The organism is Streptomyces sp. NPDC098781, from assembly GCF_044759995.1.
GTDB lineage: Bacteria > Actinomycetota > Actinomycetes > Streptomycetales > Streptomycetaceae > Streptomyces.
In genome coordinates, this window is the sequence record NZ_JBIWAK010000001.1 from 1,239,160 (window position 1) to 1,264,450 (window position 25,291).

Below are 25,291 nucleotides of genomic sequence, written 5' to 3' on the forward strand. Positions count from 1 at the left end.
GGTGTGACCGACCGTCACATGGACAGCCAGCGTTGGACGCGGCTGAGGAGGTCGTTGGTGTCGACGGGCTTGGTGACGTAGTCGTTCGCCCCGGACGCCAGGCTCTTCTCCTGGTCCCCCGGCATCGCCTTGGCGGTGACCGCGATGATGGGCAGGTCCGCGTACTGGGGCATCGAACGGATCTCCGCGGTGGCGGCGTAACCGTCCATCTCCGGCATCATCACGTCCATCAGGACCAGCGAGACGTCCTTGTGGGCGAGCAGCGTCTCGATGCCCTTGCGGCCGTTGTCGGCGTGCAGCACATGGAAGCCGTGGAGCTCCAACGCCCCGCTGAGCGCGAACAGATTGCGCGCGTCGTCGTCGACCACCAGCACCGTACGGCCGACGAGGGAGTTGTCGACGACCTGCGCGATCGCGTGCTGGGGTTCCTCGGCGCGCACCAGTTGCAGCACGTCACCGGGCTCCTCGGCGGACAGGTGCAGGGTGATCCGCTCGCGCAGCTCGTCCAGGCTGGAGAGGAAGTCCAGCGGGCGGCCGTCCGCACGCGAGCGCAACAGCTGCTCCTCAGCCAGGTCCATGTGATGACCGGTGTGCACCAGCACGGGCACGCTCGCCAGCGCCGAGTCGCCCTCGATGGCCTGGATCAGTCGCGCGCCCTCGTCGTCGGGCATCCCCAGCTCCAGGACGACACAGTGGCAGGGTTCGGCGGCCAGTGTGCTCGCCGCCTCCTGGGCCCCGACCGCGGTGATGATGTCGATCGCCGCGAGCGGGTCGTCGGAATCGGGCGCGATGTCCGCGACCGCCCGTTCGGCGACCAGCGTGAGCAGTCCCCGGGTACGGCCCTCGACGACGAGCAGACGGCGTCTGCGCTGCTCGGGAGCCTTGATGGAGGGTGCCTCCGACGGCGAGGCCGGTGGCAGTTCGGCGGTGGTGGTGTGCGGCTGCTCCGCCTGTCGGCCGCCGCCTTCGAGCAGGCCCTCGAAGTCGGCGCGGGCCACGGGAAGGTACAGCGTGAAGGTGCTGCCCTGGCCGGGCGTGCTGTCGACCGTGACGGCGCCGCCGAGCAGATGCGCGATCTCCCGCGTGATGGACAGGCCGAGGCCGGTGCCGCCGTACTTGCGGCTGGTGGTGCCGTCCGCCTGCTGGAACGCCCCGAAGATCGTTTCCAGTTGCTGCTGGGGGATGCCGATACCGGTGTCCTTGACGCGGAAGGCCACGACGGGACCGCCGCGCAGGACGCCCATGGGCACCTCCCGGTCGGCGGCGGGCTCGATACGCAGCTCGACGCCGCCCTGCTCGGTGAACTTCACCGCGTTCGACAGCAGGTTGCGCAGGACCTGCCGCAACCGCGAGCCGTCGGTCAAGAGATCGGCCGGCGTGCCCGGCGCGGTGGCCACCGAGAACTCCAGGCTCTTCTGCGAGGTCATCGGGCGGAACGTCGCCTCCACGTACTCCAGCAGCTCGCGCAGCGGGAGGCGTTCGGGAGTGACGTCCATCTTGCCGGCCTCGACCTTCGAGAGGTCGAGGATGTCGTTGATCAGCTGAAGCAGGTCCGAGCCCGCCGAGTGGATGATGCCCGCGTACTCGACCTGCTTCGGCGTGAGGTTGCGGGACGGGTTCTGCGCCAGCAACTGGGCCAGGATCAGCAGGCTGTTGAGCGGGGTGCGCAGCTCGTGGCTCATGTTCGCCAGGAACTCCGACTTGTACTTCGACGCCAGCGCCAGCTCCTGCGCGCGGGTCTCCAGCTCCTGCCGGGCCTGCTCGATCTGGAGGTTCTTGGCCTCGATGTCGCGGTTCTGCGAGGCCAGCAGCGACGCCTTCTCCTCCAGTTCGGCGTTGGAGCGCTGGAGTTCGTCCTGCTGGACCTGCAACTCCGCGGAACGGGCCTGAAGTTCGGCGGTCAGCCGCTGGGACTCGTCCAGCAGCTCGTCCGTGCGGGCGTTGGCCACGATGGTGTTGAGGTTGACACCGATGGTCGGCATCAGCTGGCCCAGGAAGTCCTGGTGGATCTGGGTGAAGCGGGTGACGGACGCCAGCTCGATGACACCGAGCACCTGGTCCTCGACGACGATGGGCAGTATCACCAGGGCGCTGGGCACTGCCTGCCCGAGGCTGGAGGAGATGGCCACGTAGCCCGGCGGCAGCTCCTCCACGCTGACAGGACGGCGGTTCCGGGCCGCCTGCCCGACCAACGAGCGTCCGAACCGGATGCGCTCCGGCCGGTCGGAGTCGTCGGGATAGCCGTACGAGCCCACGAGCCGCAGTTCGGGCCCGCTCGCGCTGTCCTCGGCGGCGTAGAAGGCGCCGTACTGCGCCGAGACCAGGGGAGCGAGCTCGTCCATGATGAGCTCGGCGACGACGGGCAGGTCACGGTGGCCCTGCATGAGCCCGGAGATCCGGGCGAGGTTGGTCTTCAGCCAGTCCTGCTCCTGGTTCGCCCGCGTGGTCTCCCGCAGGGACCCCACCATGGAGTTGATGTTGTCCTTCAGCTCGGCGACCTCGCCGGAAGCCTCCACCGTGATCGAGCGGGTCAGGTCGCCCTCGGCGACGGCGCTCGCGACCTCGGCGATCGCGCGGACCTGGCGGGTGAGGTTGCCGGCCAGCTCGTTGACGTTCTCCGTCAGCCGCTTCCAGGTGCCCTCGACTCCCTCGACCTCCGCCTGCCCGCCGAGCCGGCCCTCGCTGCCGACCTCGCGGGCGACGCGGGTGACCTCGGCGGCGAACGACGACAGCTGGTCGACCATCGTGTTGATGGTGGTCTTCAGCTCCAGGATCTCGCCGCGGGCATCGACGTCGATCTTCTTCGACAGGTCGCCGTTGGCCACCGCCGTGGTCACCAGCGCGATGTTGCGGACCTGGCCGGTGAGGTTGTTGGCCATGGAGTTGACGTTGTCGGTGAGGTCCTTCCACGTGCCCGCCACGTTCGGCACGTGCGCCTCACCGCCTAGGCGTCCCTCGGTGCCGACCTCGCGGGCGACGCGGGTGACTTCGTCGGCGAAGGCGGAGAGGGTGTCGACCATCGTGTTGATGACGTCCGCCAGGGCCGCGACCTCGCCCTTGGCCTCGACGGTGATCTTCTGGGAGAGGTCACCGCGTGCGACGGCCGTGGCGACCTTGGCGATCGAACGGACCTGACCGGTCAGATTCGACGCCATCACATTGACGTTGTCCGTCAGGTCCTTCCACGTCCCCGAGACGCCCCGGACGATCGCCTGGCCGCCCAGATTGCCCTCGGTGCCGACCTCACGGGCGACGCGGGTGACTTCGTCGGCGAACGCGGAGAGCTGGTCGACCATCGTGTTGATGGTGGTCTTGAGTTCCAGGATCTCGCCGCGGGCGTCCACGGTGATCTTCTGCGAGAGGTCGCCCTGCGCCACGGCCGTGGCCACTTGGGCGACATTGCGGACCTGCGCGGTGAGGTTGCCCGCCATGAAGTTCACGGAGTCCGTGAGGTCGCGCCAGGTGCCCTTCACACCCTTGACGTCCGCCTGACCGCCGAGACGTCCCTCGGTGCCGACCTCGCGGGCGACGCGGGTGACTTCGTCACCGAAGGCGGAGAGCTGGTCGACCATCGTGTTGATGGTGTTCTTCAACTGGAGGATCTCACCGCGGGCGTCCACGGTGATCTTCTGCGAGAGGTCGCCCTGCGCGACCGCGGTGGTCACCTGGGCGATGTTGCGGACCTGGGAAGTGAGGTTGCCCGCCATGAAGTTGACCGAGTCGGTCAGATCGCGCCACACACCGCCCACACCGGGCACCTGGGCCTGACCACCGAGGCGTCCCTCGCTGCCGACCTCACGGGCGACGCGGGTGACCTCGTCCGCGAACGCGGAGAGCTGGTCGACCATCGTGTTGACGGTCTCTTTGAGCTGGAGGATCTCGCCGCGCGCGGGCACATCGATCTTCTGCGACAGATCGCCCTTGGCCACGGCCGTCGCCACCTGCGCGATGTCCCGCACCTGGGTGGTCAGATTGCCCGCCATGGCATTGACCGAGTCGGTCAGATCGGCCCAGGTGCCCGAGACGCCCGGCACCTCGGCCTGGCCGCCCAGGGTGCCCTCGGTGCCGACCTCGCGCGCCACCCGGGTCACTTCCGAGGTGAACACCGACAGCTGGTCCACCATGCCGTTGAACACGGTGGCGATGTCGCCGAGCAGGCCCTCGCCGTCGGAGGGCAGCCGGGTGCCGAAGTCACCGTCCCGTACCGCGGTCAGTCCGGCCAGCAGCTGCCGTAGCTCCCGCTCGCCGGGGGCCCCGTCGACGGCCTCGATCGTCTTGCTCGTCATGCGCACCCTCGTTCCGCTCCCCAAGAGCCCCCACACCGAGGACTCGGAACCGCGCCATGCTGTGAAGGGCCCACTCACCAGCCGGTTTCCGCTGCTCACGGGTCCGATCGGATGAGAAGATCCGGTGAAGGTTAACTCAGTTGCCGGGCGACAACAAAAGCCTGGCCGGGGCGGGTACGGCAATACAGCGAACTCACCGACAGGGACGCATGACCTGGGAAATGCTGGGCACTCGGTCGGGTTCCCGGACGCCGTTACAGGATACGGGCGGAGGGCCTCTCCGACGGCGGCGAGGGCAGAGGTGCGGCGTCTCCTGCCGCCCCGTGACGCGCCACCCGGCCCTCCGCCGAAGGCCATGGGCTTCTCCCCACGCGAAGTGGGTACCCGGCCGGCTGTCTGGAGGGCCGGGTCCGTGGAACTCACCGAATGGCTGCTGACCTCACGCGAACGCGGCAACAGTGCCACACGCCTGGACAGGCGCCGCCCGGATCGAGCGGCCTGGTCGCGCGGAAACCTGGTGCGCCCGCTCGTCCACGGGGCGACGTACTTCCGGGAACTCCTCGGCGCGATCAGAGCACAGCGCGCCGGGGACCTGCTGTTGTTCACCGACTGGCGGGGCGACCCCGACGAGCGGCTGGACGGCCCCGGCAGCGAGATCGGCCGGGTCCTGGCCGAGGCGGCCGAGCGCAAGGTGATCGTCAAAGGGCTGCTGTGGCGCTCCCACCTGGACCGCTTCCAGTTCAGCGAGGCCGAGAACCGGCACCTCGGTGAGGAGATCGAGGCGGCCGGCGGCGAATGCCTGCTGGACATGCGCGTACGCCCCGGCGGCTCCCACCACCAGAAGCTCGTCGTGCTCCGCCACGTCGACCGTCCGGAGCTCGACGTCGCGTTCGTCGGCGGGATCGACCTCTGCCACAACCGCAACGACGACGCCACGCACCGCGGCGACCGGCAGTCGCTGCGCATCGCCGCCGCGTACGGACCGCACCCGCCCTGGCACGACGTCCAGCTCGCGATACGCGGACCCGCCGTCGGCGACATCGAGGCCGTCTTCCGCGAACGCTGGGAGGACCCCGCACCGCTCACCCGCAGTCCCTTCGTCCGCCTGCGGGAACTCGCCCACGACGAGGACACCCGCGCCGACCGCCTGCCACCCCAGACCCCGGACCCCGCGCCGTGCGGCACCCAGACCCTCCAGGTCCTGCGCACCTACCCCAACCGGTTGCTGCGCGGCTACGACTTCGCCCCCGACGGGGAGCGCAGCATCGCGCGCGGCTACCGCAAGGCACTCGCACGCGCCCGGACCCTGATCTACCTGGAGGACCAGTACCTGTGGTCACCGCACGTGGTGGACTGCTTCGCCGAGGCCCTGAACGCCCACCCGGACCTGCGGCTGATCGCCGTCATCCCCTCCGTCCCCGAGCAGGACGGCCGGCTCACCCTGCCAATGAACCTGATCGGCCGGATCACCGCCCTGGAGAGCCTGCGCCGCGCCGGGGGCGGACGCGTCGCGGTGTACGGGCTGGAGAACCACGCCGGGACACCGGTGTACGTACACGCCAAGGTGTGTGTGATCGACGACGTATGGGCCTCGGTCGGCTCGGACAACGTCAACCTCCGCTCCTGGACCCACGACTCGGAACTCACCTGCGCCGTACTGGACGAGACCGCCGACCCGCGCGAGCCCCGCGACCCGGCCGGTCTCGGGGACGGCGCCCGCGGCTTCGCCAGGGAACTGCGCCTGGAACTCTCCCGAGAGCATCTGGACCTGGAGGAATCCCCGGCACCGGACGCCGCCGACCCGCTGTGCGACCCCGAGCGGGCCTTCGAAGCCTTCGCCGCGAGCGCGGCGGCCCTGGACGCCTGGCACGACAACGGCCGTCGCGGTCCCAGGCCACCTGGACGCCTGCGCGCCTATCGCCCGCCGACCCTCCCCCGTACGACCAAGGCGCTCTGCACGCCTTTGCACCGCCTGCTCATCGACCCGGACGGCCGGCCCTTCGGGATGCGGCGCCGCAACGAGTACTGATGACTGGATGGACAAGCGGCCGTACGGGGCATCCGGACAGGGACCAGCCGCGCAGCGAGGAGCCTTGACGCCATGGGCACTGCCGTCCACGTCCCGCAGACCCGGGACATGATCGGGGACGAACTCTCCGGAGACGAGGCCTTCGCCGCGCTGCGCCACTACGGGGGACTGCGCCTGCTGACCGATTCGTTCGCCAGGTTCCGCTACGCCGACGGATTCACCAACGCGCGGGCTCTCGCCTTCCAGGTGGTGCTCGGGCTGGTGCCGTGCACCGTGGCGCTGGTCGGGCTGGCCACCTCGGTGCACACGGAGGGCGTGGGCCGGATCATCGAGCTCACACTCGGCCGGATCGTGCCGGGTGCCAGCGCGGAGATCGTCGAGGACGCGTTCCAGGGAACCCGGCGTACCGCTCACGGCGACGTCTGGAGCACGCTCGCCCTCTGGCTCGGTCTGGGCTTCGCCCTGCTGAACCTCGCCTCGGCCATGGGCCAGATCGAGCGCGGCGCCAACCGCATCTACGGCATCGAACGCGACCGGCCCTTCCCGCGCAAGTACGGCAGGGCGTTGGTGCTCGCGCTCGCCGCCGGTCTGCCCCTGGTGCTGGGTTTCGTCGTACTCGTCGCCGGAGAGGCCGTGGGCGACGCCGTGGCGGAATCCGCCGGTCGGGAAGGCGGCGGACCGCAGTGGTGGGGCGTGCTCGACATTCCCGTGGGGCTCGCCCTGGCCTGGGTGGCCTCCGCCGTGATCTTCCGCTGGTCGCCCCGCCGAGTCCAGCCGGGCTACACCTGGCTGGCGTTCGGCTCGGCCGTGCACCTCCTGCTGTGGGTGGCGGCCACCTGGCTGCTCGCGCTGTACGTCGAGGAGAGCGGCGCCTTCGGGGCCGTGTACGGCCCCCTGACCGCCTTCATCGCCCTGCTGCTGTGGGCCAACCTCACCGCCGTCGCACTCTTCCTCGGCATCGCGTTCGCCGCACAACTGGAAGCGGCCCGCGCCGGCATCGAATCAGCGGTCCGGCCGGATCCCGGGCCGGGGGAGTGAGACCGGACGCCGTCGTCTCCTTCGCGAAGACGGTGAAGGGCGGGCGACGTGTTCATCCCCTCAGCCCTTCACCGCCCCCGAAGTCAGACCCTGAACGATATGGCGGCTGGCGAAAGCGAACAGCAGCATGGTCGGCACAATGGTGAGCACGGCCGCCGCCGACATCGAACCCCAGTCGATGTTGAAACTGGAGATGAAGCCGTTCAGGGCCGTGGGCACGGTCTTGTTGCTGTCGCTGTTCATGAGCGTCACCGACAGGAAGAGCTCGTTCCAGCAGTTGACGAAATTGAAGATGAACGCGGCGATGATTCCCGGGCGCATCACCGGCAACAGAACCCGGAACAGCGCCCCGAACCGCGACAGACCGTCGATCATGGCGGCTTCCTCGAGCGCGTCCGGGATGTTCTCGAAGAACCCGCGCAGCATCACCGTGCAGAACGGAATGCACACCGCTACATAGACGAGGATCAGACCGAAGCGATTGTCGACCAGGCGCAGGTCGGTCATCAGCAGATAGAGCGGTCCCAGGGCGATGAACGAAGGGATCATCTGGGTCACCAGCGCGGCCATCAGCAGCGCGGACTTCGTGCGGAACTCGAAACGGGCCAGCACATACGCCGAGAGCATCGAGATCGCCGTCGCCGTCACCCCGGCCACGGTGGAGACCACCAGACTGTTGGTGAGATACGTCCCGAAGTCCGCGGTTCCGAACAGGCCGCTGTAGTTCTCCAGGGAGAACCGTTCGGGCCAGTAGGCGAGCGGGAAGTGGAAGATGTCACCGGGTGCCTTGAGCGAAGTGACGGTGATCCAGTACAGCGGGAACACGGTGAAGAGCAGCCACACGCCGAGGAAAGTGAACTTGACGGCCCGGCCGGCTGCGGACTCCTTGCCGATCACGGCCTCACCCCTTTCTTCTCACGCGTGGCCAGGAGGAAGAACACCGCGAACACCAGCAGCGCGGCCACCACGAGGAGGCCGAGCGCGGAGGCCCTGCCGTAGTCGCCCTGCTGAGTGATCTTGATCATCCAAGTGGTCACGATATGCGTCTCGTTGTTCGGCCCGCCCCCGGTCATGCCGAAGATCAGGTCGGGGAAGTTGAAGATCCAGATCACCCGCAGCAGCACGGTCAGCGCCAGCGTGGTGCGGATGTACGGAATGGTGATCTGGAACAGCGTGCGCGCCTTGCCCGCCCCGTCCAGCGCCGCCGCCTCGTAGAGTTCGTCGGGGATCGACTGGAGCGCGGCCAGGATCATGATCGCGAAGAACGTGACGCCGTACCAGATGTTGGCTACGAGCACCGCCACCATCGCCGTCTTCGGGTCGGCCAGCCAGGCGATCGGCTCGTCGATCAGACCGGCCTTCTGGAGCAGGTCGTTGACGACGCCGAACTCGCTGTTGAACAGCCAGCGGAAGAGGATCCCGATGAGGAACCCGGAGATCGCCCAGGGGAAGAAGATCAGCGCCTGGTAGAGCCCGCGCAGCCGGAACCGGCGGCGCAGCCACAGGGCGAGCGCGAACCCGATCACCAGCTGCGGGACGATCGAACCGATCACCCAGACCCCGGTGTTGCTCAGGACGGTGCCCCAGGCGGGGTCGGCGAAGACGTCACGGAAGTTCCCCAGCCCGACCCAGGAGGTGTCGGTCAGATCGGTCAACTTCCAGTTACGGAAGGCCATCTGGCCGCCCGCGATCACCGGGTAGTACGTGAAGACGGCCACGAAGACCGCGGCCGGCGCCATGAACGCGGCGATCTGAAGGCCGCGCCGGGTGGTGAACTCCCGCCGGCGGCCCCCGTGGGGGAGACCTCGCTTGCGGGAGGCCTCCCCACCGCCGGACGCCGTCGTCTTCGTCGCCGTTGTGGACGTGACGGACATGTCTACTGCTCCTGCTGCCACTTCTCGGTCCAATACGCGTCCCAGCCCGCCAGCAGCTCCTTGGGCGTCGTCTTGCCGAGGACCAGCTTCTGCACGTCGGCGTCCGCCTTCTGCTGCCACTCGGCCCACCAGGTGACGCCTCGCGGCTGGGTGACGACCAGGTACTTGTCCGGCTGCTCGGTCATCGTGACGTAGCTGGACCAGGGGCCGGTCTTGTAGAACGGGTCGCTGGTCGCGGACTTGAGGATCGGCACCAGGCTGTTCTTCTTGGTGAACGCCGTCGAAGCCTCGCCCTGCGAGAGGAACTCGACCAGCTTCACGGCCTCGGCCTTGTGCCCACTGCCCTGGGCGACACCCCACCCGGCGGTGGCCAGCGGCTGCACGGTCTTGCCCCCGGGCCCGGCCACCAGCGGCGCGGTGCCCCACTGCCCCTTCGAGATCGCCTTGGACTCCGAGACCGTGGCGATCACCTCGGGGTCCTGGAGCAGGAACGCCGTGGAGCCGTTGGAGAAGGCCTCGACCATCTCCGGATAGCCCCAGGAGACCGACGACTTGGGCGAGGCCTGCTTGAAGAGCTTGAGGTAGTTCTCCATGGCGTCCTGCGCCTCGGGGGCCGCGAAGATCGTACGGCCGTCCTTGAGCTTGAAGCCGTTCGCCGGGTCGACCTGGTCGGCGAGGTAGGCCTCGATCGCGGCGGTGGCGTTGCTGTTGGAGTTGGCGCCCCCACGGAAGGCGTAGCCGTAGCGACGCGCGGCCGGGTCGTGGATGGCGTCGGCCTGCTGAAGCAGCTCCTCCCATGTGCCCGGCGGCTTGCTGAAGCCCGCCTCCTTGATCAGGTCGGTGCGGTAGAAGAGGCTGAGCCCGTAGAAGCCGTAGGGGACGAAGTACGTCCTGCCCTTGGCGTCCTTGGAGGCGTTGACGGCGTTCTCCGTCATCGCCTCCCAGCCCTTCCAGCCGTCGAGGTCCTTCTTCATGTCGTACAGCCAGCCGTTGTTCGACCAGGGTCCGACGGTGATGTCGCGGACCTCCAGGACGTCCACCCCGCTGCCCGACTGGAGCATCTGCTGGAGCTTCTGGTCGGCCTGCTCGGTGGGCGGGGAGACCAGGTTGACCTTGATCTTGGGGTTCTGCTGCTCGAAGTCGGCTATGAGGTCCTTGAGCAGATCGGTGCGGGTGGGATTGGTCAGGCTCTCGACCATGTTGAGCGTGACGGTTCCGCTCGCACCGGGGCTCATCGTGGAACAGCCGGTCAGGACCATCGCGGCGGCGGTGCCGAGCGCGAGAACTGCCGTCCTTCTTCTCATTGTGCTGACCTCTTCCCTGAGTTCTCTCGTGCCCACGCGCCGAGGACGGGGACGCATTCCTCGGCGAAGTACTCGTAGTCGGCCGCGGTGTTGTAGACGTGCGCGGACAGGCGCAGGTAGCCGACGCCGTCGAAGCTGGTGAAGGCCGCCTCCACGCCGAGCTCGCCGGCCACCCGGTCGCGCAGCGCGTCGGCCTCGATCCGGTCGGCTGCGAGGCCGTCGGGAAGGCGCACCAGACGCATGCCGGGAACGGGCATACCGAGGTCCACCGCGCAGTCCACGCCGGTCAGTTCGGCCAGCGCGCCACCGATGACATGGGCGCCGTAGTCGGCCAGGTCGTCCATGTACCGGCGCGCGGCGGGCCAGCCCCAGGCGCTCTCGACGAAGGCGAGGGACGTCGGCGCGGCCAGGTAGGCGGTGGCGTCGACGGTGCCCTGCTGGTCGAAGCGGTCGGGGAAGGGCTCGCCCGCGGCCCAGGAGTCGATGAGGGGATACAGCAGATCGCGCAAGGGGCCGCGGGCGACCAGCGCGGCCGTGCCTCGCGGGGCGCAGCCCCACTTGTGCAGATTGCCGGTCCAGAAGTCGTACGTCGCGTCCGCGAGCGGCGCGGCGAGCAGTCCCGGCGCGTGCGCGGCGTCGACGAGGACGGGGATGCCGTGCCGGCGGGCCTCCGCCCCGATACGTTCCACGGGCAGCCGGCGCGCGGTGGCCGAGGTGATCTGGTCGACGACGACGAGCCCGGTGGCGTCACCGAGTTCGCGGGCCACTGCCTCGTACGCCTCGTCCTGGTCCGCGTCGAGCGGCACCCGGGCGGTACGGACCCGGCCGCCCCAGCGACGCGCCAGCCGCTCCGCCCCCATCGTGACCGCCCCGTAGCCGTGGTCGGTGACAACGATTTCCGCGCCGGGGCGGAGAGTGAGGGCGGCGTAGACGACACTCGCGCCGGCGCTGGCGTTCGGCACCAGGGCGAGGTCGCCGGCGTCGACCCGCAGGAACTCGGCGAGCTCGACACGGGCGCCGGCGATCCGCTGCGGCAGCGCCGGGAACCACACCACGGGCGAGCGTTCCATCTCCGCACGCAGCAGCTCCTGACGTTCCTGAGCCACCAGCGGAACCGCCCCGAAGGAGCCGTGGTTCAGGTGCCTCAGGTCAGGATCCAGCGACCACGCCCGGCCGGCGGGCCTGCCGTCTCCCAGCAGCAGGGGACGCGGCGCGGTGATCACCTCGGTCTCGCTCACAGGACTCCACATCTGAGCAGGACGGGTCCCCTGGAAGAGCAGTCGCCCTCCCGGGACTCATATGATGACTCGGCATCCTGCACGGCTTCCAGGGCGGAAACAAGGGTCGTACAGTGAAAGTCATCAGATGACTTTGGGGCGACACACATCCGCCACATCTGAGGCTCGCTAGAGTGCTCCGAGGGGACCGCGGCACGGTCGCGGGCCCGTCAGCGGAGGAAGAGGGAACGGATGTCCGCAGTCGAGAGGGCGTTCCACGGCCTACGGCACATGATCGCGACGGGGCGCCTCGGTCCGGGCGAGCGCATCCCCTCCGAGGGTGAACTCTGTGAGGAGTTGGGCGTCTCACGGGGGTCGCTGCGCGAGGCCGTACGGATGCTCGCCGCCCTCGGCGTCATCGAGCCGCGCCACGGCTCCGGTACGTACGTCTCGCAACTGAGACCCGAGGACGTGATCGGCAGCCTCTCCCTGACGCTCGAACTCCTCCCGCTGTCAGGCCTGTTGGAGGTCTACGAGATCCGACGCGTCCTCGAGGCGCACGTCGCCGCCCAGGCGGCGGCCCGCTGTACACCGGAGTCCGTGCGCACGCTCTTCTCCCTCATCGAGGACATGGAGGCCACCAGCGACCCCACCAAGGCCTCCGAACTCGACCACCGCTTCCACGCCGAGATCGCCCGCGTGGGCGGCAACCCCACCCTGGCCTCCCTGCTGGCGGTCTTCCGCGCCCGCTCCCGGAAGTACCAGGTCTTCACCCTGCCCGAAGGCCCCGACCTGCGCCGAAAGAGCGACGACGACCACCGCGTCCTGGCCACCGCCATCGCCGACCACGACCCCGTCGCCGCGGCGGGCGCGGCGCAGGCGCATGTCGCGCAGACGGAGAGGTGGTTGCGGGCGTTCATGCCGCCCGTGGAGGAGGGCGGGGGTGGGGCTGATGCGGGGGAGCGGGTGTCAGGGGTGGACGAGCGGGGCTGAGGTCATCGGAACCGTGCGTTCGACCTGGCCGACCTGATGGAATTGGCCTACGGGCCGGGCATCAGTGCCCGAACCGTGCGGGGCCGGCCGCGTCATCCTGATGCTCCTGTGACCGCGACGCCTGCCTCGACTATGTGGCGGTCTCAGCTCAATTGGCCAATCGGGCATTCCGGATCACTAAGTTCCGCTTTTCTCCGACAACACCTTGGAGTATCGGAGTTCCCAGCTTTCAACACCTTGCACCCACGAGATTGTCCTGAGGGCGATCCGAAAGCCCCGGATACCGGCCAATCCCTCATATCCGTGGGCGTATTGCGCCCGCTCAGGGGCACTCACGCTGCAAGCCGACGGCATGTCAGAGGCGGTCGGGCAACGTGAGGACAAGGGGAATTCATGCGGAGCAGAATGCTGAAGGCGTCCGCGATCGGAACGGCCCTAGTCGTGGGGAGTGTCGTTCTGACGGCTTGCGGTGACGACGGCGGTTCGAAGGCGGAAAAGCCCGCGGCCTCGGAAAGCGGGAGCGCCGGTGCCGAGGAACAGAGCACAGCAGCGGTACGCGGCGCCTACGACAAGACCGCCGAGGCCGAGACGGCGAAAATGACGGTCGAGGTCAAGGCCGCGGCGGGCGGCCAGTCCGTCACATCCGACGGCGAGGGAGCCATCGACCTCGCCGACGGCGACAGCACCATGACCCTCACCGCCGAGGGCAAGACCATCGAGCAGCGCGTCGTGGACCAGGTCCTCTACCAGAAGGCCCCCGGCCAGAAGTCGTCCGACGGCAAGTCCTGGATGAAGATCGACCTGAAGAAGGTCGCGGAACGGCAGGGCGCGAACCCGCAGCAGGTCGGCGACCCGGCCCAGTCCGCCGCCTACGCGAAGGCGATCACGGACGACGACGTCTCCAAGGTCGGCACGGAGAAGATCGACGGGGTCAACACCGACCGCTACAAGGTCTCGGTCGACGTCGCCCGGCTCCCCGGCGGCGCTCGACTCCGCCAACAAGTGGGCCCGACGTTGCCCATGCAGATCTGGCTGGACGACGAGGGCCGGATCCGGCGCCAGCAGGTCGACATGACGATCAAGGCCCCGGCCTCCGCACAGCCCGAGGCCAGCGCCTCACCCCAACAGGTCAAGGTCAGCACGCTGATGGAGTTCTCCGACTTCGGAACGGAGGTCGACGCCGAGGCCCCGCCCGCCGATCAGGTGGCCGACATGACCGACCAGGTGCTGCGGGGCGGTCAGAACCAGGGCTGACCTGATCCTGTCTGTTGTCCTCGCGCTCTCTCGTTCAAGTCGGCGTGACCCGAGCGATGACAGGCAGGTGGTCGCTTCCCGTGGCGGACAGAGTGCGGATGTGGGCAACGGTCGCTGAGCGGGCCATGACCTGGTCGATGCGTGCCAGGGGCAGGGCGACGGGGAAGCTGAAGGCGAAGCCCCGCACCGCTGGGTTCATACGTGAGGTCAGCGGAGCCAGCCCACGGTCGTCCACGGTGCCGTTGAGATCGCCGAGCAGCAGGACCGTCCTCAGCTCCTCGCCGGCGATGGCCTCACCCAGCAGGCGGGCGCTCTCGTCGCGCGCGGAGGAGGCGAGGCCGCTCGCCCGGATACGGACCGACGGCAGGTGTGCCACGTAGGCGGCGACCGCGCCGTGCGGGGTGTGGACCACGGTCCGCAGGCCGCGGCTCCAGGGCTCGGTGATCTGCCGGGGTTTGATGTCGATCGACCGGGCGCCGGTCAGCGGATGCTTCGACCAGAGCCCGACGGTGCCCCGGATGGCGTGGTACGGGTAGTCCGGGGCGAGCGTCTTCGCGTACACCGCCAGTGCCGGCGACACCAGTTCCTCCAGCGCGATCAGATCGGGCCGGGCGTCGGCCAGCGCGCGTGCCGTGCCTGCCGGGTCGGGGTTCTCGTCGCTGACGTTGTGCTGCACCACCAGCAGGTCACGTGGGTCAGGGGCTGATCCGGGCAGCAGCAGCCCGCCGAACAGGTGCGTCCAGATTCCCACCGGCAGCAGTAGCGCGATCAGCGCGGTGGCCGAGCGACGCAACAGGGCCAGGACGAGCAGCGTCGGCACCAACAAGCCGAGCCAGGCGAGAAACGCTTCCAGCAGACTGCCCAGTCGCCCCACGGAGTTGGGCACCGCTCCAGGGAAGGCCATCAGTCCGGCCGTGACGACCGCGAGCAGGGCGAGTGCATGCCCCCGTCCACAGGCCGTACGCCACGCTTGGGCGTGAGAAGTCTTCGTCTCCGCCATGCCGTCCCATCTGTTGACCTTGCTGCCCAAGACGGCTCATCAGCCGCATTCAGTTCCGTCGGCCCCGTTCAACGGGAGAGAGAACGCCGGTGAAGGGACGGGCGGGCCGACCCTTGCTCCGTACGGGGGTCTCCGGGGCCGTTTCAGGCGTAAATCCTTCAACGCTGGGCACTTGGGGTTCTGCTCGGCGCTGTTCGGTGCCGGGCAGTTGCGTGAGAAGCCCTGCATCCGGCCTGTTCGGCCTGCGACGCCGAACGGCATGCGGGCATGCGTTCTTGAGAGGGGACTTGCCATGATCCTTCCGGCTGAGAAGGAATTGCGCGCCGCGCTGGCCCGGTACGCCGAGTCGCGCATCGAGCACGACGTGCTTCCGACCGGTCGCACGAGCCGGGCTCTCGAGGACGCCACGTACACACTCTGCGTGCTGACCGGCGCCCGCACCGCGGACGAGGCTCTGGCCACGGCGGACGCGCTGCTTCAGCGGTACCGCGCCGATCGCACGAGCAACGGGCGGGACGACGAGACGCTGGCCGCATGACACGAGCGAGCGGCGGTAGCCCCGTGACAAGGCTCGGGAATGCGACGACCAGCGTTGTTGTTGAAACCGTCGCCTGACATGTTCGAGCCAATCGGCTCACGTGGCGGCGGAAAGGAGTCCCCCATGGCACGCAGCACCGCACGACCCGTAGTGAGGCTGACGTCGACGGCCGGCACCGGCGTCACGTACGTGACCCGCAAGAACCGGCTCAACGACCCCGACCGGCTCGTCCTGCGTAAGTACGACCCGGTCGCCGGCGCTCACGTCCTGTTCCGCGAGCAGCGCTGACGTCGGCATCCCGGTGCCCGGCGGCGGAGGCCGTGACGAACGCTCTCGTCGGCGAGCCACACGCACCGCACAGGCACCGGTCCGTCGAAAGGAGACCACGACGATGAAGGTGAAGAAGTCCCTGCGATCACTCAAGGCCAGGCCCGGCGCGCAGGTGGTGCGCAGACGGGGTGTGACCTTCGTGATCAACAAGAAGGAGCCGCGCTTCAAGGCCCGCCAGGGCTGACGGACCGCCTCTCCGCAGGCTTCGGCCCGACATCCGCGATCACGCTGGGTGCCGGGCCGGCTCCATGCACACACCGCCGGCCTCAGCTTGATCGCGACGCCGTCCATGACCGGCCGACGTGCAGACGGGCTTCGACAGTCACGCTGCCATTCACCGCTGCCATTCACCGCGGCTATCCACCGCGGCCATCGACCGCGGCCATCCACCTACGTGGGCAATTCCGTCCCGGCCCGCTCGCTGACCATGTAGCGGGCATACCAGTCCGGCCAGTCCGGGTCCTCCGCACCGATGCGCGCCTCGTGCTCGCCGTGCGCGGCCGCGGCGCGCCGCAGGGCGCCCGCGAGGTCCTCGGCCGACGCGAACGAGGTGGTCGCCGGATCCAGCCGCCCCGGCAGCCGGGTGGTGATCTCCTGCAAGAGCCAGCCGTTGCCGTCCGGGTCGTTGAACGACAGGAAAGAGCCGTAGCTGCCGTGCTGCGGAGCAGGACCGGACACGCGGGCTTCGCCGTCGGCGTGGTGGAAGACGCCGTCGGCGTCGTGGAACACATCGCTGGGCTCGGCGCCATGCCGCATCAGCTCGTCGCGGGAGGCGTCGATGTCGTCCACGACCAGGTGCAGGCCACGAGCTGAGCCCGGGGCCTGATCGGTGACCGAGTCACCGAAGATCACCGACGCCGGGGAGCCGGGAGGTGTCACCTGTACCACCCGGAAGTCATTCTCGGGAGCGACGTCCGCGTCGAGCCTCCAGCCCAGCGCCGTGTAGAAGTCCTTGGCCCGGTCGACGTCGGACACCGGCACGACGACGACCTCCAGTTTCATGTCCATGGCTTGCGCCTCCCACGTCGGAGGGGATATCGGCCACGACCAGATCCGCGATGGCGACGGGCTTGAAGGACGTATCCGACGGCACTCGATCGCGTCGTGCGCGTCTCGCCCCCATGTCCGACGCGGAGGCGCCCTCGGCGCCCGGCGGACTGGCTGTGCCCCGTCCAGCGTAGACACGGCGGCGATGAGGGCGCATGTGGACGCACGCCCGAACCTCCGGCGGCTACAGGAAGACCTTCACATCATCGTGCGACGAACTGCTGGCCGCCGTCGATGTCGTACGTGGCCCCCGTGACAGCGCCGTTGATCATGAGGTGCAGGGCGAGGGCGGCGACATCCGCCGGTCCCACCACCCTGCGGATGGGCAGGGTCGACCTCAACTCCTCGCGGCGTGCTTCGAGTTGGTCACCCAGAAGGGTGGCGGACAGAGGCGTGTCCACGAACCCGGCCGCGATGAGGTTGACCCGTACCGGGGCGACCTCCAGTGCCAGGCTGGCGGTCAGTGCCGGCAGCGCCGCCGTGAGGGCGCTCGTCACGGCCATCCCGGGTGCGGGTCGCCGGCCGCCCGTGCCGCCGATGAACAGCAGGGTGCCCCCGGGCTTCACCTTGTGCTTGCCGGCGCGTGCCACTGCCAGCACCATCGCGATACGCCCGCCGAAGTCAGGTCCGGCCTTGGCCAGGTCGAGTTCGGCGAGGGGGGTGTACGAGGGGCTGCCGGCCGTGACCATCACGTGGTCGACCTGCCCGGGCAGGTCGCCGAGGAACTGTTCCAGGCGGTCGGTGTCATGGGCGTCGAAAGCGGCCGTGCTCAGGGCGCTGAGTTCGTCCGCCACCTTCTTGAGTCGTTCGGCGTCGCGCGCCACGAGGACCACATCTCCGTCGGCCGCACGTACCTGGCGCGCGGTCTCCAGCCCGATGCCCGAAGTACCTCCGACCACCACGACCGTCTGCCCGGCCAGCTCTCCGCGCGCTCCACCGGCGTCTGCATCGGTCCCATTCACGGGGGTCACGCTCCTCAGAACACGGATTGAGTACGTACGTCCATCCGCTCACCGCGGCGTAGCGCGCCTCACCTGTTCCGGGTGCTCGGCCCGCATGAGTGGGCGGGGCGCGATGGGGACTCGAAGGCTTCTGCGAGTTTCGGCCGGCGTAGCGCCTGCGATCGATCGCCGCTGGAACGCAGGATGCATGGGACCGCCAGGGCGTGCAGGGCATGCCCGGTGCTCACCGGCGCAGACCCCCGAATCCAGAGCTTCAGTCTGTCATTCGTCCGGCTGCACGGCATCCGCGCCGACGGGGCGTGTTCCCTGACGTGCGGCGTCACCGCCACCGCGCACACCGACTTCGCCGCCCGTCCCCCTCGCGGCGGCCGGATGGTTTCCCCGACCCGCCGGGAACGCGGGGTAGGCGCGGCACCGGGCAGCGGCTAGCCTGCCCGTGCCCTGACCCGAGACCACCACGGGGGAGACCAATGCGTGTCCTGCGCGCTGCCCTTGCCGCGGCACTGATCGGATTAGCCGGACTGGCGGCAGCCCCGCCCGCTGCGGCCGCCGACCCGTGCGGCTTCTTCGCACGGACCGGCACCGCCTACTACAACCACTGCGCCGGGGACACCGGGACGTGGGTCGAGATCCGGATCGACATCCCCAACTGGCCCGATGACTACCGGTGCGTGGGCCCCGGCACGACCAAGCTCGGATCCACGCTCTCCATCCGCAACGCCTGGTACAACGGCCGACGTTGCCCCGTCGGCGGGGACTAGGGTCCGCCCGGCGGATCAGTCGGCGGACGGCCTGTCGCCCCTGTCTCCGCAGTTGCGAAGGGCGCCGACCCGAAGTTCGGCCGAGGCGTGATCAGCCGGGTGAGCATCGGCTGATCACGCCGCGTGCCGCAGCCGTACCTCCTTCGTGCGTCAACAGGTCACAACAGGTGACCCCACCGCGCCAATTGACAGGTCCATACCAGCGCGCAACGCTGAGAGCGCTCTCAGAACTCTGCATCGGCCACAGACGAACGGAGACAGAGCGTGTTACGGACACTCAAACGCCGTGCCACCGCCGCGGGGTTGTCCCTCGCCGCGGTCCTCGCCGGCACGCTGCTCGCGACCGGAGTGGAGACGCCGGCCCACGCCGCCGTCCCGGCGACGATCCCCCTGAAGATCACCAACAGCTCGGCGCGGGGCGAGCAGGTCTACATCTACAACCTCGGCACCGAACTGTCGTCCGGGCGCCAGGGATGGGCGGACGCGAACGGCACGTTCCACCCATGGCCCGCGGGCGGGAACCCGCCTACCCCCGCCCCGGACGCGGCGATCCCGGGGCCCGCGGCAGGCGGGTCCGCCACCATTCGCATGCCGAAGCTCTCGGGCCGGGTCTACTTCTCCTACGGTCAGAAACTCGTGTTCAAGCTCACCACCGGCGGCCTGGTCCAGCCCGCCGTGCAGAACCCCAGCGACCCCAACCGCAACATCCTGTTCAACTGGTCGGAGTACACACTGAACGACGCGGGCCTGTGGATCAACAGCACACAGGTCGACATGTTCTCCGCGCCGTACACCGTGGGAGTGCAGCGGGCGGACGGGAGCACCGCGAGCGCCGGCAGACTCAAGCCCGGCGGCTACAACGGCTTCTTCAATGCCCTCAGGGGGCAATCGGGAGGCTGGGCCAACCTGATCCAGACCCGCCCCGACGGCACCGTACTGCGCGCCCTGTCACCGCTGTACGGCCTGGAGACCGGCGCACTGCCCGCCTCCGTCATGGACGACTACATCAACCGCGTCTGGCAGAAGTACGCGTCCTCGACGCTGACGGTCATGCCGTTCGCCGACCAGCCCAACACCAAGTACTACGGCCGGGTCTCGGGCGGCGTCATGAACTTCACCAACAGTGCCGGCGCGGTCGTCACCAGCTTCGAGAAGCCCGACGCGTCTTCCGTCTTCGGCTGTCATCGCAGGCTCGACGCGCCGAACGACCTGGTGCGCGGCCCCATTTCGCGCACACTGTGCGCCGGGTTCAACCGTTCCACCCTGCTGGTCAACCCCAACCAGCCCGACTCCACGGCCGCCGCCTTCTACAAGGACGCCGTCACCAATCACTACGCTCGCACGATCCACGCCCAGATGGCCGACGGCAAGGCATACGCGTTCGCCTTCGACGACGTGGGCCACCACGAGTCGCTGGTCCATGACGGCAACCCGCGTGAGGCCTACCTCACCCTCGACCCGTTCAACTGAGCAGCGGGGGAAGGTGATCTGCCGACGACGATGTCGTCCCTCTCCCTTTCTCTTCCGCCTGCTGGCCACCGGCACCGAGGACACAAGGCCGTGCCGGTGGCCTCTGCGGCGGAGTACTGATGACGAGCCCAGCCCCGCCGGGAAAGAATCGCGGCATGATCGACCCCGACCCCGACCCCGACCTCGACGAGGAACCCGCCGAGCACCGACGCTTCGCCGACTACCTCCAAGCCCTGGAGGCCGTCGCCGAGGAGGACGAGGCCGACCTCGTGGCCGCCGTCCTACGCGACCAGGATGCGACGATGGCGAACAGCGCGGTGGTCCGCCACATCGACCGCCGTGCCGCCGACCTGCTCACCGACCCCGGCTTCACGAGCTCGGCCCGGACCCTGACCGAGGTCGTGGCGGGTCGCGACTTCCTCACCCTCCGCCTGCGCGAGTGGGCCCTCCTCAGAGCGATCTCCCTGGGCGACCCATGGACCGCGGAGGAGGTCACCGCAGCCACCGACTGGTTCCAGCGCAAGGCCGTGACGACGCAGCTCGCGACCCCGCGGATTGCGCCCTCGACCAGGGCTCTCAGCCTGCTCGCGGAACACGGACGAACCCGCCGCGTCCGCAACGCGGCGACTCGCCGGCTAGCGTCCCCGACCGCTTGAGTGCTGCCCGGGGGAGGGGGCCGGCTCGTCGTGGTGTGCCGAGGCTTCCGCGACCTGCTTGAGGGCCGAGGTGGTGGCGGGGTCACCGATCTTGGCGGGCTGCTCATGCGCGGGGTGCGCTTCAGGGTCGTGGCGGAAGTGGGCGGGGCCCAACTGGTCGCCGGGACCGTACCGCTCCGAGACGGGTACGGCGTCCGGCTGCGTGTCGGCACGCACGGCCTTCCTGCCGCTGTTCACCTGGCCCGCGTCCGCCTTCGCCCCTTGTCGGGCGTGCGGCTGCGTCACCCAGGCAATGGCCGCGCCGGTGATGGCCACGGGCCATTCCACCACCCCGGCCGCACCGAGCAGTCCCGCTCCGGTGTAGACCGCGATCCGACGACTGCGTGGCGAAACCGCTCCGATCCAGTCCAGCGCCCCGTCGGCGACCTTGCCCACCTGCTCAGCGCCGGGTATGCGACTGAGCGTGGAGCCGATGACCCGCAATGGTTGAGGAAGATCCGACGCACTCGTCCTGACCTGGCTCATATCGAACTCCCTCCGCGGGGGCACAACGCTTCACCGCCGGGTTTCCACTGTCGCACGGCATATGCGCGATTTCGTCCGCGGGTGCGCCCCCGGATCTGCCGGACCGAATGTCGTGTACCGACCCGAGTAGCACTTGGGCACCCCGGAACCGGAGCCGCTGCCGTACGAAGGACGCCCGATCGATCTGGTCCAACCAGTTGACCACTCCCACCCGCCACCGCCAGGCTGTGTGCATGACAGAACAGCGCATCCGGCGCGAGGCGGTCTCCGACCAGCTGTTCACGTTGCTTCGCGACCGCATCCTGAGCGGCGCGCTCGCGGCCGGCACGGCCCTGACCGCCGAACGCGATCTGGCCACGGAATTCGGAGTGAACCGGCACGCGGTACGTGAGGCGGTGAAGCGGCTTCAGCAGGCGAGGCTGGTCGAGGTCAGCCACGGCGAACGCACCACGGTGCTGGACTGGCGGCGGACCGCCGGCCTCGATCTGGCCCTGGAGCTCGCCCATACCGAGCAACTGTCCACGTCCTACGATCTTCGGCGCGACGTCCTGGAGATGCGGGCCTCCATCGGCGCGGACGCGGCCCGGCTGTGCGCCGCCCGGTGCCCGGACCAGAGCGTGGCCGAGATCGTCAGTGCCGCGGCCGCGTACATCAACCGCGGACCCGACCTCGCCGACCTGGCCGTGGCGGACGTCGACTGGTGGCGGCTGATCGTCGAGGGCTCCGGCAACATCGCCTACCTGCTCGCCTTCAACAGCCTGGTCGGAGACGGTTTCACCGCCGGCGAGGTGCCGACGGAACTGCGCGCCACCGAACTCCTCGACGTCGCCGGGCACATGAAGCTGGCCGCGCTCATCGCCTCACGCGACGAACAGGGCGCCGAGGCCGCGGCGCGCGCACTGCTGGCCCGCAGCCTTCCGGCCGCCCACCACACCCGGGAACCCGAGGGAGGCACGACGTGATACCCGCGGTCGTCTACGCGATACCCGCCTTCGTCCTGCTCGTCGCCGTGGAGGCGCTGTCGTACCGCTTCCTGCCGGACGACGACGAACGCGGCTACGAGACCCGCGACACCGTGACCAGCATGTCGATGGGCGCGGGCAGCCAGGTCATCGCGCTGCCGTGGAAGGCGGTGGTGATCGTCGCCTACGCCGCCCTCTACAGCCTGGCGCCCTGGCAGCTGTCTCCCACGTCGGTGGGGACCTGGGTCCTGCTGTTCTTCGCCGAGGACCTCGCCTACTACGTCTTCCACCGCTCCCACCACCGCGTCCGGGTGCTGTGGGCGAGCCACGTGGTCCACCACTCCAGCGTGCGGTTCAACCTCTCCACCGCCCTGCGTCAGAGCTGGACCCCGATGACGACCCTGCCGTTCTGGCTGCCGCTGGCCCTGCTCGGCATCCCGCCCTGGATGATCCTGCTCCAGCAGTCGGTCAGTCTGATCTACCAGTTCTTCCTGCACACCGAGCGGGTGGACCGCCTGTGGCGGCCGGTCGAGTTCTTCTTCAACACGCCCTCGCACCACCGCGTCCACCACGGGTCCAACAACGCCTACCTGGACCGCAACTACGGCGGCATCCTCATCATCTGGGACCGGCTCTTCGGCACGTTCCAAGCCGAGGGTGAGCGCGTCGTGTACGGCCTCACCAAGAACATCGACACCTACAACCCGCTGCGCGTCGCCTTCCACGAGTACGCGGCCACCTGGCACGACGTACGAGAGGCCACCCGCTGGCGCGACCGGGCGGGTTATGTCTTCGGGCCCCCGGGATGGGCGCCGGACGTGAGCCGGAACTGACCGGGAGAGCCGGCGAGCACGCAATCCCTCAACTGCGCGGTCACCGTGCCGTCTTGGCGATGTCGTCCGCCCTCGCCACGAAGCGGATCGCACGGTCCGTCACCCGGTAGAGGAAGTCGCCCGCGTCCTGTCGCGCCTCGAAGAACTCGGAGTCCGCGTCGTAACCGACCCTGCGGGTGATGCCCTGCCAGGGGCGGCGCAACAGTTCGGAGCGGAGCACGGAGCGGGCGTCGTCGCCTGCGGCGGTCAGGCCGTGAGCGGCGAAGCGGACGGTGTCGTAGGCCTCGGCGGCCCAGGGCGCGGGGGAGGTGCCGAAGCGCGCGCGGTGGGCTGTGTCGAACGCCTTGGTGCGCGGGTCGGCGGTGGCGTCCGTGTATCCCGTGCCGATCATCCAGCCGTCGGCCTCGGCCAGAAAACGGCCGCCGAGTACGTGTTCGTCGGCCACGCGCGGGCCGCCGTACCCCGCTTCGCGCAGCGCGCGAGCGCAGGACGCGGCCCGCTCGGGATGGACGCCCGCGAACAGGACCGCGTCGTCGCCACGGGCGGCGATCAGCCGGGCCACGGCCCCGAAGCCGCGGTCCGGGGCAACCTCCTCGACCCTGGCGTCGCCGTCGAGCTTCTTGTGCACGGTGACGATACGGACCGTCTGAACGCTCTCCGCCGCGTCGGTGAGATCGTGGACGATCGTCGTGCGTACCGGTTTCACCACCCGGTTCAGATAGCGCAGGATCGCCGGTGGTCCAGCGGTCCTGGTAGGACGCATCAGCAGGGTGGTGGTGAGGTTGACGGCGTCGAGTTCATCGGTGTCCGCCCGCGTCACCAACTGGGTGACCCGCGCCCGGGTGCAGGCCTCCACCGCCGCCGGTGCGGTGGCGTTGGTGCCGGCGCCGATGAGCAGGGACACTTCCGGGTCGACGGCCAGTCGGGCGGCCGCCGCGGCGGCACCCTTCGCCGTGCCGCCGTCGTCGGCGGTGCGCAGTACGAGATCGAACGCCCGCCCGGCGGTGCCGTTGTGTTCGCTCACCGCCACCTGGGCGCCGCGCTCATGGGCGGTGAAGGCGGAGTCGGACCGGTCGCCGAGGAGACCGATCACCCGGCGCGGCAAGGCTCCCGACCCTGCCGCGCCGGACGAGTTCGAGCGACCCCAACGCCACCAACTGCCCACCCCGACCACGCTCACCCCCAGCACCGCGCCGCCGGCGGCCAGGACCCGCCGGCGAGACGTCGGTGCCCCTGCCGTGGGTTCGGCGGCCTGCGTCACGGCGTTGGCCCACCCGTCCAGCGCGGGGCCGTCGGCCACCGTGCTCTGCGGCACGGGGAGCTCCAGCACCCGCGCCGCACGCTCCGCCACCAGGGCGGGCAGCCCTTCGGGCAGCCAGTTCCGTTCGTCGAACCGGCTGAAAGCGTCCCGGAGTTCGCCGACGTCCGGCCGCCGCTCCGGATCCTTCGCCAGACACCGCCGTACGATCCCGTCGAGCGCCCCGGGCACCGCGTCCAGGTCGGGTTCCTCGTGCACGGTTCGGTACAGGACACCCGCCGCGCCGCCGACCCCGAACACGGGGCTGCCGGTGGCCGCGTGGGCGAGGACGCAGCCCAGCGAGAAGACATCGCTCGGCGCACCCACCGTGCGGCCGCGAGCCTGCTCGGGGGAGAGGTAGCCGGGCGAGCCGATGACCGAGCCGTCGGCGGTCAGCGCGGTCACTCCGACCGCGCGGGCGATGCCGAAGTCGATCAGGCGCGGCCCGTCGGCGGCGAGCAGGATGTTGGCGGGTTTCACGTCCCGGTGGACGAGACCGCACGCGTGGACGCCTTCCAGTGCCTCGGCCAGAGCGGCCCCCAGGCAGAGCAACTGCGTGGTCGGCCAGGGGCCGTTGCGGGCGATGGCCTCGGCGAGGGAGGGGCCCGGCACATAGGCGGTGGCCAGCCAGGGCGAGCGGGCCTCGGCGTCGGCGGCGAGGACCGGCACCGTCCAGCGGCCCCTCAGCCGTGCCGCCAGCTCCGTCTCGCGCCGGAAGCGGGCCCGGAACCCGGGATCGTCGGCGTGCTCGGAGCGGATCGACTTCAGGGCGCACCAAGTGCCGTGCGGGGAGCGCGCCAGGTACACCACGCCCATCCCGCCCGCACCGAGCCGCGCCGCCAACCGATAGCCGCCGATCATCGACGGGTCGGAAGGCAGCAGCCGTTCCATCGCACGGACCCCCTTCGGTCACCC

At 69.6% G+C, this 25,291-nt stretch carries 22 protein-coding genes; 12 read left to right on the plus strand and 10 right to left on the minus strand.

What is annotated here, in order from left to right; all coding sequences use genetic code 11:
* Positions 1-14: 14 nt before the first annotated feature.
* Positions 15-4,286, minus strand: a complete 4,272-nt coding sequence (locus tag ACIQWG_RS05340) for a HAMP domain-containing protein (protein WP_404090408.1) — start codon at positions 4,284-4,286, stop codon at positions 15-17.
* Between the two features lie 412 nt (positions 4,287-4,698).
* Here ACIQWG_RS05340 and ACIQWG_RS05345 point away from each other — a divergent pair, with 412 nt between their 5' ends.
* Positions 4,699-6,315, plus strand: coding sequence for a phospholipase D family protein (locus tag ACIQWG_RS05345; protein WP_404090411.1), 1,617 nt, complete (start codon positions 4,699-4,701; stop codon positions 6,313-6,315).
* A gap of 72 nt (positions 6,316-6,387) precedes the next feature.
* A complete protein-coding gene (locus tag ACIQWG_RS05350) occupies positions 6,388-7,353 on the plus strand; it encodes a YihY/virulence factor BrkB family protein (RefSeq protein ID WP_404090412.1) in 966 nt (321 codons plus the stop codon).
* A 60-nt stretch (positions 7,354-7,413) separates the two neighbouring features.
* On the opposite strand, the gene ACIQWG_RS05355 is transcribed toward ACIQWG_RS05350, so the two are convergent.
* Genes ACIQWG_RS05355 through ACIQWG_RS05370 form a run of 4 tightly spaced genes read right to left on the minus strand, consistent with a single transcriptional unit; the run spans position 7,414 to position 11,769 of the window.
* Complete coding sequence (locus ACIQWG_RS05355) at positions 7,414-8,250, minus strand: carbohydrate ABC transporter permease (RefSeq protein WP_404090415.1); 837 nt, start codon at positions 8,248-8,250, stop codon at positions 7,414-7,416.
* Complete coding sequence (locus ACIQWG_RS05360; protein ID WP_404090416.1) at positions 8,247-9,227, minus strand: carbohydrate ABC transporter permease; 981 nt, start codon at positions 9,225-9,227, stop codon at positions 8,247-8,249. Before ACIQWG_RS05360 ends, ACIQWG_RS05355 begins: the two co-directional genes overlap by 4 nt.
* 2 nt (positions 9,228-9,229) lie before the next feature.
* The gene (locus ACIQWG_RS05365) at positions 9,230-10,531 is read right to left on the minus strand and encodes an extracellular solute-binding protein (RefSeq protein WP_404090417.1); all 1,302 of its coding nucleotides are present in this window, start codon (positions 10,529-10,531) and stop codon (positions 9,230-9,232) included.
* Positions 10,528-11,769, minus strand: coding sequence for an aminotransferase class V-fold PLP-dependent enzyme (locus tag ACIQWG_RS05370; RefSeq protein ID WP_404090420.1), 1,242 nt, complete (start codon positions 11,767-11,769; stop codon positions 10,528-10,530). Before ACIQWG_RS05370 ends, ACIQWG_RS05365 begins: the two co-directional genes overlap by 4 nt.
* A 231-nt stretch (positions 11,770-12,000) precedes the next feature.
* Here ACIQWG_RS05370 and ACIQWG_RS05375 point away from each other — a divergent pair, with 231 nt between their 5' ends.
* Both ACIQWG_RS05375 and ACIQWG_RS05380 read left to right on the plus strand, forming a co-directional pair.
* Complete coding sequence (locus ACIQWG_RS05375; protein WP_404090423.1) at positions 12,001-12,741, plus strand: FadR/GntR family transcriptional regulator; 741 nt, start codon at positions 12,001-12,003, stop codon at positions 12,739-12,741.
* A 393-nt stretch (positions 12,742-13,134) separates the two neighbouring features.
* Complete coding sequence (locus tag ACIQWG_RS05380; protein WP_404090425.1) at positions 13,135-13,995, plus strand: hypothetical protein; 861 nt, start codon at positions 13,135-13,137, stop codon at positions 13,993-13,995.
* 34 nt (positions 13,996-14,029) lie between these two features.
* Here ACIQWG_RS05380 and ACIQWG_RS05385 read toward each other — a convergent pair whose 3' ends face one another.
* Complete coding sequence (locus ACIQWG_RS05385; protein ID WP_404090822.1) at positions 14,030-14,899, minus strand: endonuclease/exonuclease/phosphatase family protein; 870 nt, start codon at positions 14,897-14,899, stop codon at positions 14,030-14,032.
* A gap of 388 nt (positions 14,900-15,287) precedes the next feature.
* On the opposite strand from ACIQWG_RS05385, the gene ACIQWG_RS05390 reads away from it, so the two are divergent.
* From ACIQWG_RS05390 to ykgO, 3 genes are all read left to right on the plus strand, one after another.
* Positions 15,288-15,533: a DUF5133 domain-containing protein gene (locus tag ACIQWG_RS05390; RefSeq protein ID WP_404090428.1), complete on the plus strand. Its 246-nt coding sequence runs from the start codon at positions 15,288-15,290 to the stop codon at positions 15,531-15,533.
* A gap of 123 nt (positions 15,534-15,656) precedes the next feature.
* Positions 15,657-15,821 carry a 50S ribosomal protein L33 gene (gene rpmG, locus ACIQWG_RS05395; protein ID WP_404090431.1) on the plus strand — a complete coding sequence of 55 codons (165 nt, stop codon included), beginning with the start codon at positions 15,657-15,659 and terminating at the stop codon, positions 15,819-15,821.
* Between the two features lie 103 nt (positions 15,822-15,924).
* Positions 15,925-16,047, plus strand: a complete 123-nt coding sequence (ykgO, locus tag ACIQWG_RS05400; protein WP_404090434.1) for a type B 50S ribosomal protein L36 — start codon at positions 15,925-15,927, stop codon at positions 16,045-16,047.
* A gap of 206 nt (positions 16,048-16,253) precedes the next feature.
* Here ykgO and ACIQWG_RS05405 read toward each other — a convergent pair whose 3' ends face one another.
* Both ACIQWG_RS05405 and ACIQWG_RS05410 read right to left on the minus strand, forming a co-directional pair.
* Entirely contained in the window at positions 16,254-16,871 is a 618-nt protein-coding gene (locus ACIQWG_RS05405; protein ID WP_404090437.1) for a VOC family protein, read from the minus strand.
* 242 nt (positions 16,872-17,113) lie between these two features.
* Positions 17,114-17,872, minus strand: a complete 759-nt coding sequence (locus ACIQWG_RS05410) for an SDR family oxidoreductase (RefSeq protein WP_404090440.1) — start codon at positions 17,870-17,872, stop codon at positions 17,114-17,116.
* A 470-nt stretch (positions 17,873-18,342) separates the two neighbouring features.
* Here ACIQWG_RS05410 and ACIQWG_RS05415 point away from each other — a divergent pair, with 470 nt between their 5' ends.
* The 3 genes from ACIQWG_RS05415 (at position 18,343) to ACIQWG_RS05425 (ending at position 20,759) form a co-directional block, all read left to right on the plus strand.
* Positions 18,343-18,633 carry a DUF6355 family natural product biosynthesis protein gene (locus ACIQWG_RS05415; protein WP_404090442.1) on the plus strand — a complete coding sequence of 97 codons (291 nt, stop codon included), beginning with the start codon at positions 18,343-18,345 and terminating at the stop codon, positions 18,631-18,633.
* A gap of 264 nt (positions 18,634-18,897) precedes the next feature.
* Positions 18,898-20,103, plus strand: a complete 1,206-nt coding sequence (locus ACIQWG_RS05420; protein WP_404090445.1) for a glycoside hydrolase family 64 protein — start codon at positions 18,898-18,900, stop codon at positions 20,101-20,103.
* Positions 20,104-20,258: 155 nt separating this feature from the next.
* Positions 20,259-20,759 carry a hypothetical protein gene (locus ACIQWG_RS05425; protein ID WP_404090447.1) on the plus strand — a complete coding sequence of 167 codons (501 nt, stop codon included), beginning with the start codon at positions 20,259-20,261 and terminating at the stop codon, positions 20,757-20,759.
* Here ACIQWG_RS05425 and ACIQWG_RS05430 read toward each other — a convergent pair.
* On the minus strand, positions 20,739-21,284 hold the full coding sequence (locus tag ACIQWG_RS05430; RefSeq protein ID WP_404090450.1) for a hypothetical protein: 546 nt from the start codon (positions 21,282-21,284) through the stop codon (positions 20,739-20,741). The two genes, ACIQWG_RS05425 and ACIQWG_RS05430, sit on opposite strands and share 21 nt — an antisense overlap.
* A gap of 233 nt (positions 21,285-21,517) precedes the next feature.
* Here ACIQWG_RS05430 and ACIQWG_RS05435 point away from each other — a divergent pair, with 233 nt between their 5' ends.
* Together ACIQWG_RS05435 and ACIQWG_RS05440 are read left to right on the plus strand one after the other, a co-directional pair.
* Positions 21,518-22,246, plus strand: a complete 729-nt coding sequence (locus ACIQWG_RS05435; protein WP_404090453.1) for a FadR/GntR family transcriptional regulator — start codon at positions 21,518-21,520, stop codon at positions 22,244-22,246.
* Positions 22,243-23,079 carry a sterol desaturase family protein gene (locus tag ACIQWG_RS05440; protein WP_404090455.1) on the plus strand — a complete coding sequence of 279 codons (837 nt, stop codon included), beginning with the start codon at positions 22,243-22,245 and terminating at the stop codon, positions 23,077-23,079. Before ACIQWG_RS05435 ends, ACIQWG_RS05440 begins: the two co-directional genes overlap by 4 nt.
* A gap of 40 nt (positions 23,080-23,119) precedes the next feature.
* Here ACIQWG_RS05440 and ACIQWG_RS05445 read toward each other — a convergent pair whose 3' ends face one another.
* Positions 23,120-25,267 (minus strand): bifunctional serine/threonine-protein kinase/ABC transporter substrate-binding protein, encoded by a 2,148-nt coding sequence (locus ACIQWG_RS05445; RefSeq protein WP_404090458.1) that lies wholly within the window; start codon positions 25,265-25,267, stop codon positions 23,120-23,122.
* Between the last annotated feature and the right edge of the window lie 24 nt (positions 25,268-25,291).

Excerpts from the sequence above, each read along its gene's own strand:
- ACIQWG_RS05385 (WP_404090822.1), bottom strand. The coding sequence starts at position 14,899 with ATGGCCTTCCCTGGAGCGGTGCCCAACTCCGTGGGGCGACTGGGCAGT.
- ACIQWG_RS05365 (WP_404090417.1), bottom strand. The coding sequence starts at position 10,531 with ATGAGAAGAAGGACGGCAGTTCTCGCGCTCGGCACCGCCGCCGCGATG.
- ACIQWG_RS05415 (WP_404090442.1), top strand. The coding sequence starts at position 18,343 with ATGCGTGTCCTGCGCGCTGCCCTTGCCGCGGCACTGATCGGATTAGCC.
- ACIQWG_RS05445 (WP_404090458.1), bottom strand. The coding sequence starts at position 25,267 with ATGGAACGGCTGCTGCCTTCCGACCCGTCGATGATCGGCGGCTATCGG.
- ACIQWG_RS05360 (WP_404090416.1), bottom strand. The coding sequence starts at position 9,227 with ATGTCCGTCACGTCCACAACGGCGACGAAGACGACGGCGTCCGGCGGT.
- ACIQWG_RS05340 (WP_404090408.1), bottom strand. The coding sequence starts at position 4,286 with ATGACGAGCAAGACGATCGAGGCCGTCGACGGGGCCCCCGGCGAGCGG.
- rpmG (WP_404090431.1), top strand. The coding sequence starts at position 15,657 with ATGGCACGCAGCACCGCACGACCCGTAGTGAGGCTGACGTCGACGGCC.
- ACIQWG_RS05435 (WP_404090453.1), top strand. The coding sequence starts at position 21,518 with ATGACAGAACAGCGCATCCGGCGCGAGGCGGTCTCCGACCAGCTGTTC.
- ykgO (WP_404090434.1), top strand. The coding sequence starts at position 15,925 with ATGAAGGTGAAGAAGTCCCTGCGATCACTCAAGGCCAGGCCCGGCGCG.
- ACIQWG_RS05425 (WP_404090447.1), top strand. The coding sequence starts at position 20,259 with ATGATCGACCCCGACCCCGACCCCGACCTCGACGAGGAACCCGCCGAG.
- ACIQWG_RS05380 (WP_404090425.1), top strand. The coding sequence starts at position 13,135 with ATGCGGAGCAGAATGCTGAAGGCGTCCGCGATCGGAACGGCCCTAGTC.
- ACIQWG_RS05430 (WP_404090450.1), bottom strand. The coding sequence starts at position 21,284 with ATGAGCCAGGTCAGGACGAGTGCGTCGGATCTTCCTCAACCATTGCGG.
- ACIQWG_RS05375 (WP_404090423.1), top strand. The coding sequence starts at position 12,001 with ATGTCCGCAGTCGAGAGGGCGTTCCACGGCCTACGGCACATGATCGCG.
- ACIQWG_RS05390 (WP_404090428.1), top strand. The coding sequence starts at position 15,288 with ATGATCCTTCCGGCTGAGAAGGAATTGCGCGCCGCGCTGGCCCGGTAC.
- ACIQWG_RS05350 (WP_404090412.1), top strand. The coding sequence starts at position 6,388 with ATGGGCACTGCCGTCCACGTCCCGCAGACCCGGGACATGATCGGGGAC.
- ACIQWG_RS05405 (WP_404090437.1), bottom strand. The coding sequence starts at position 16,871 with ATGGACATGAAACTGGAGGTCGTCGTCGTGCCGGTGTCCGACGTCGAC.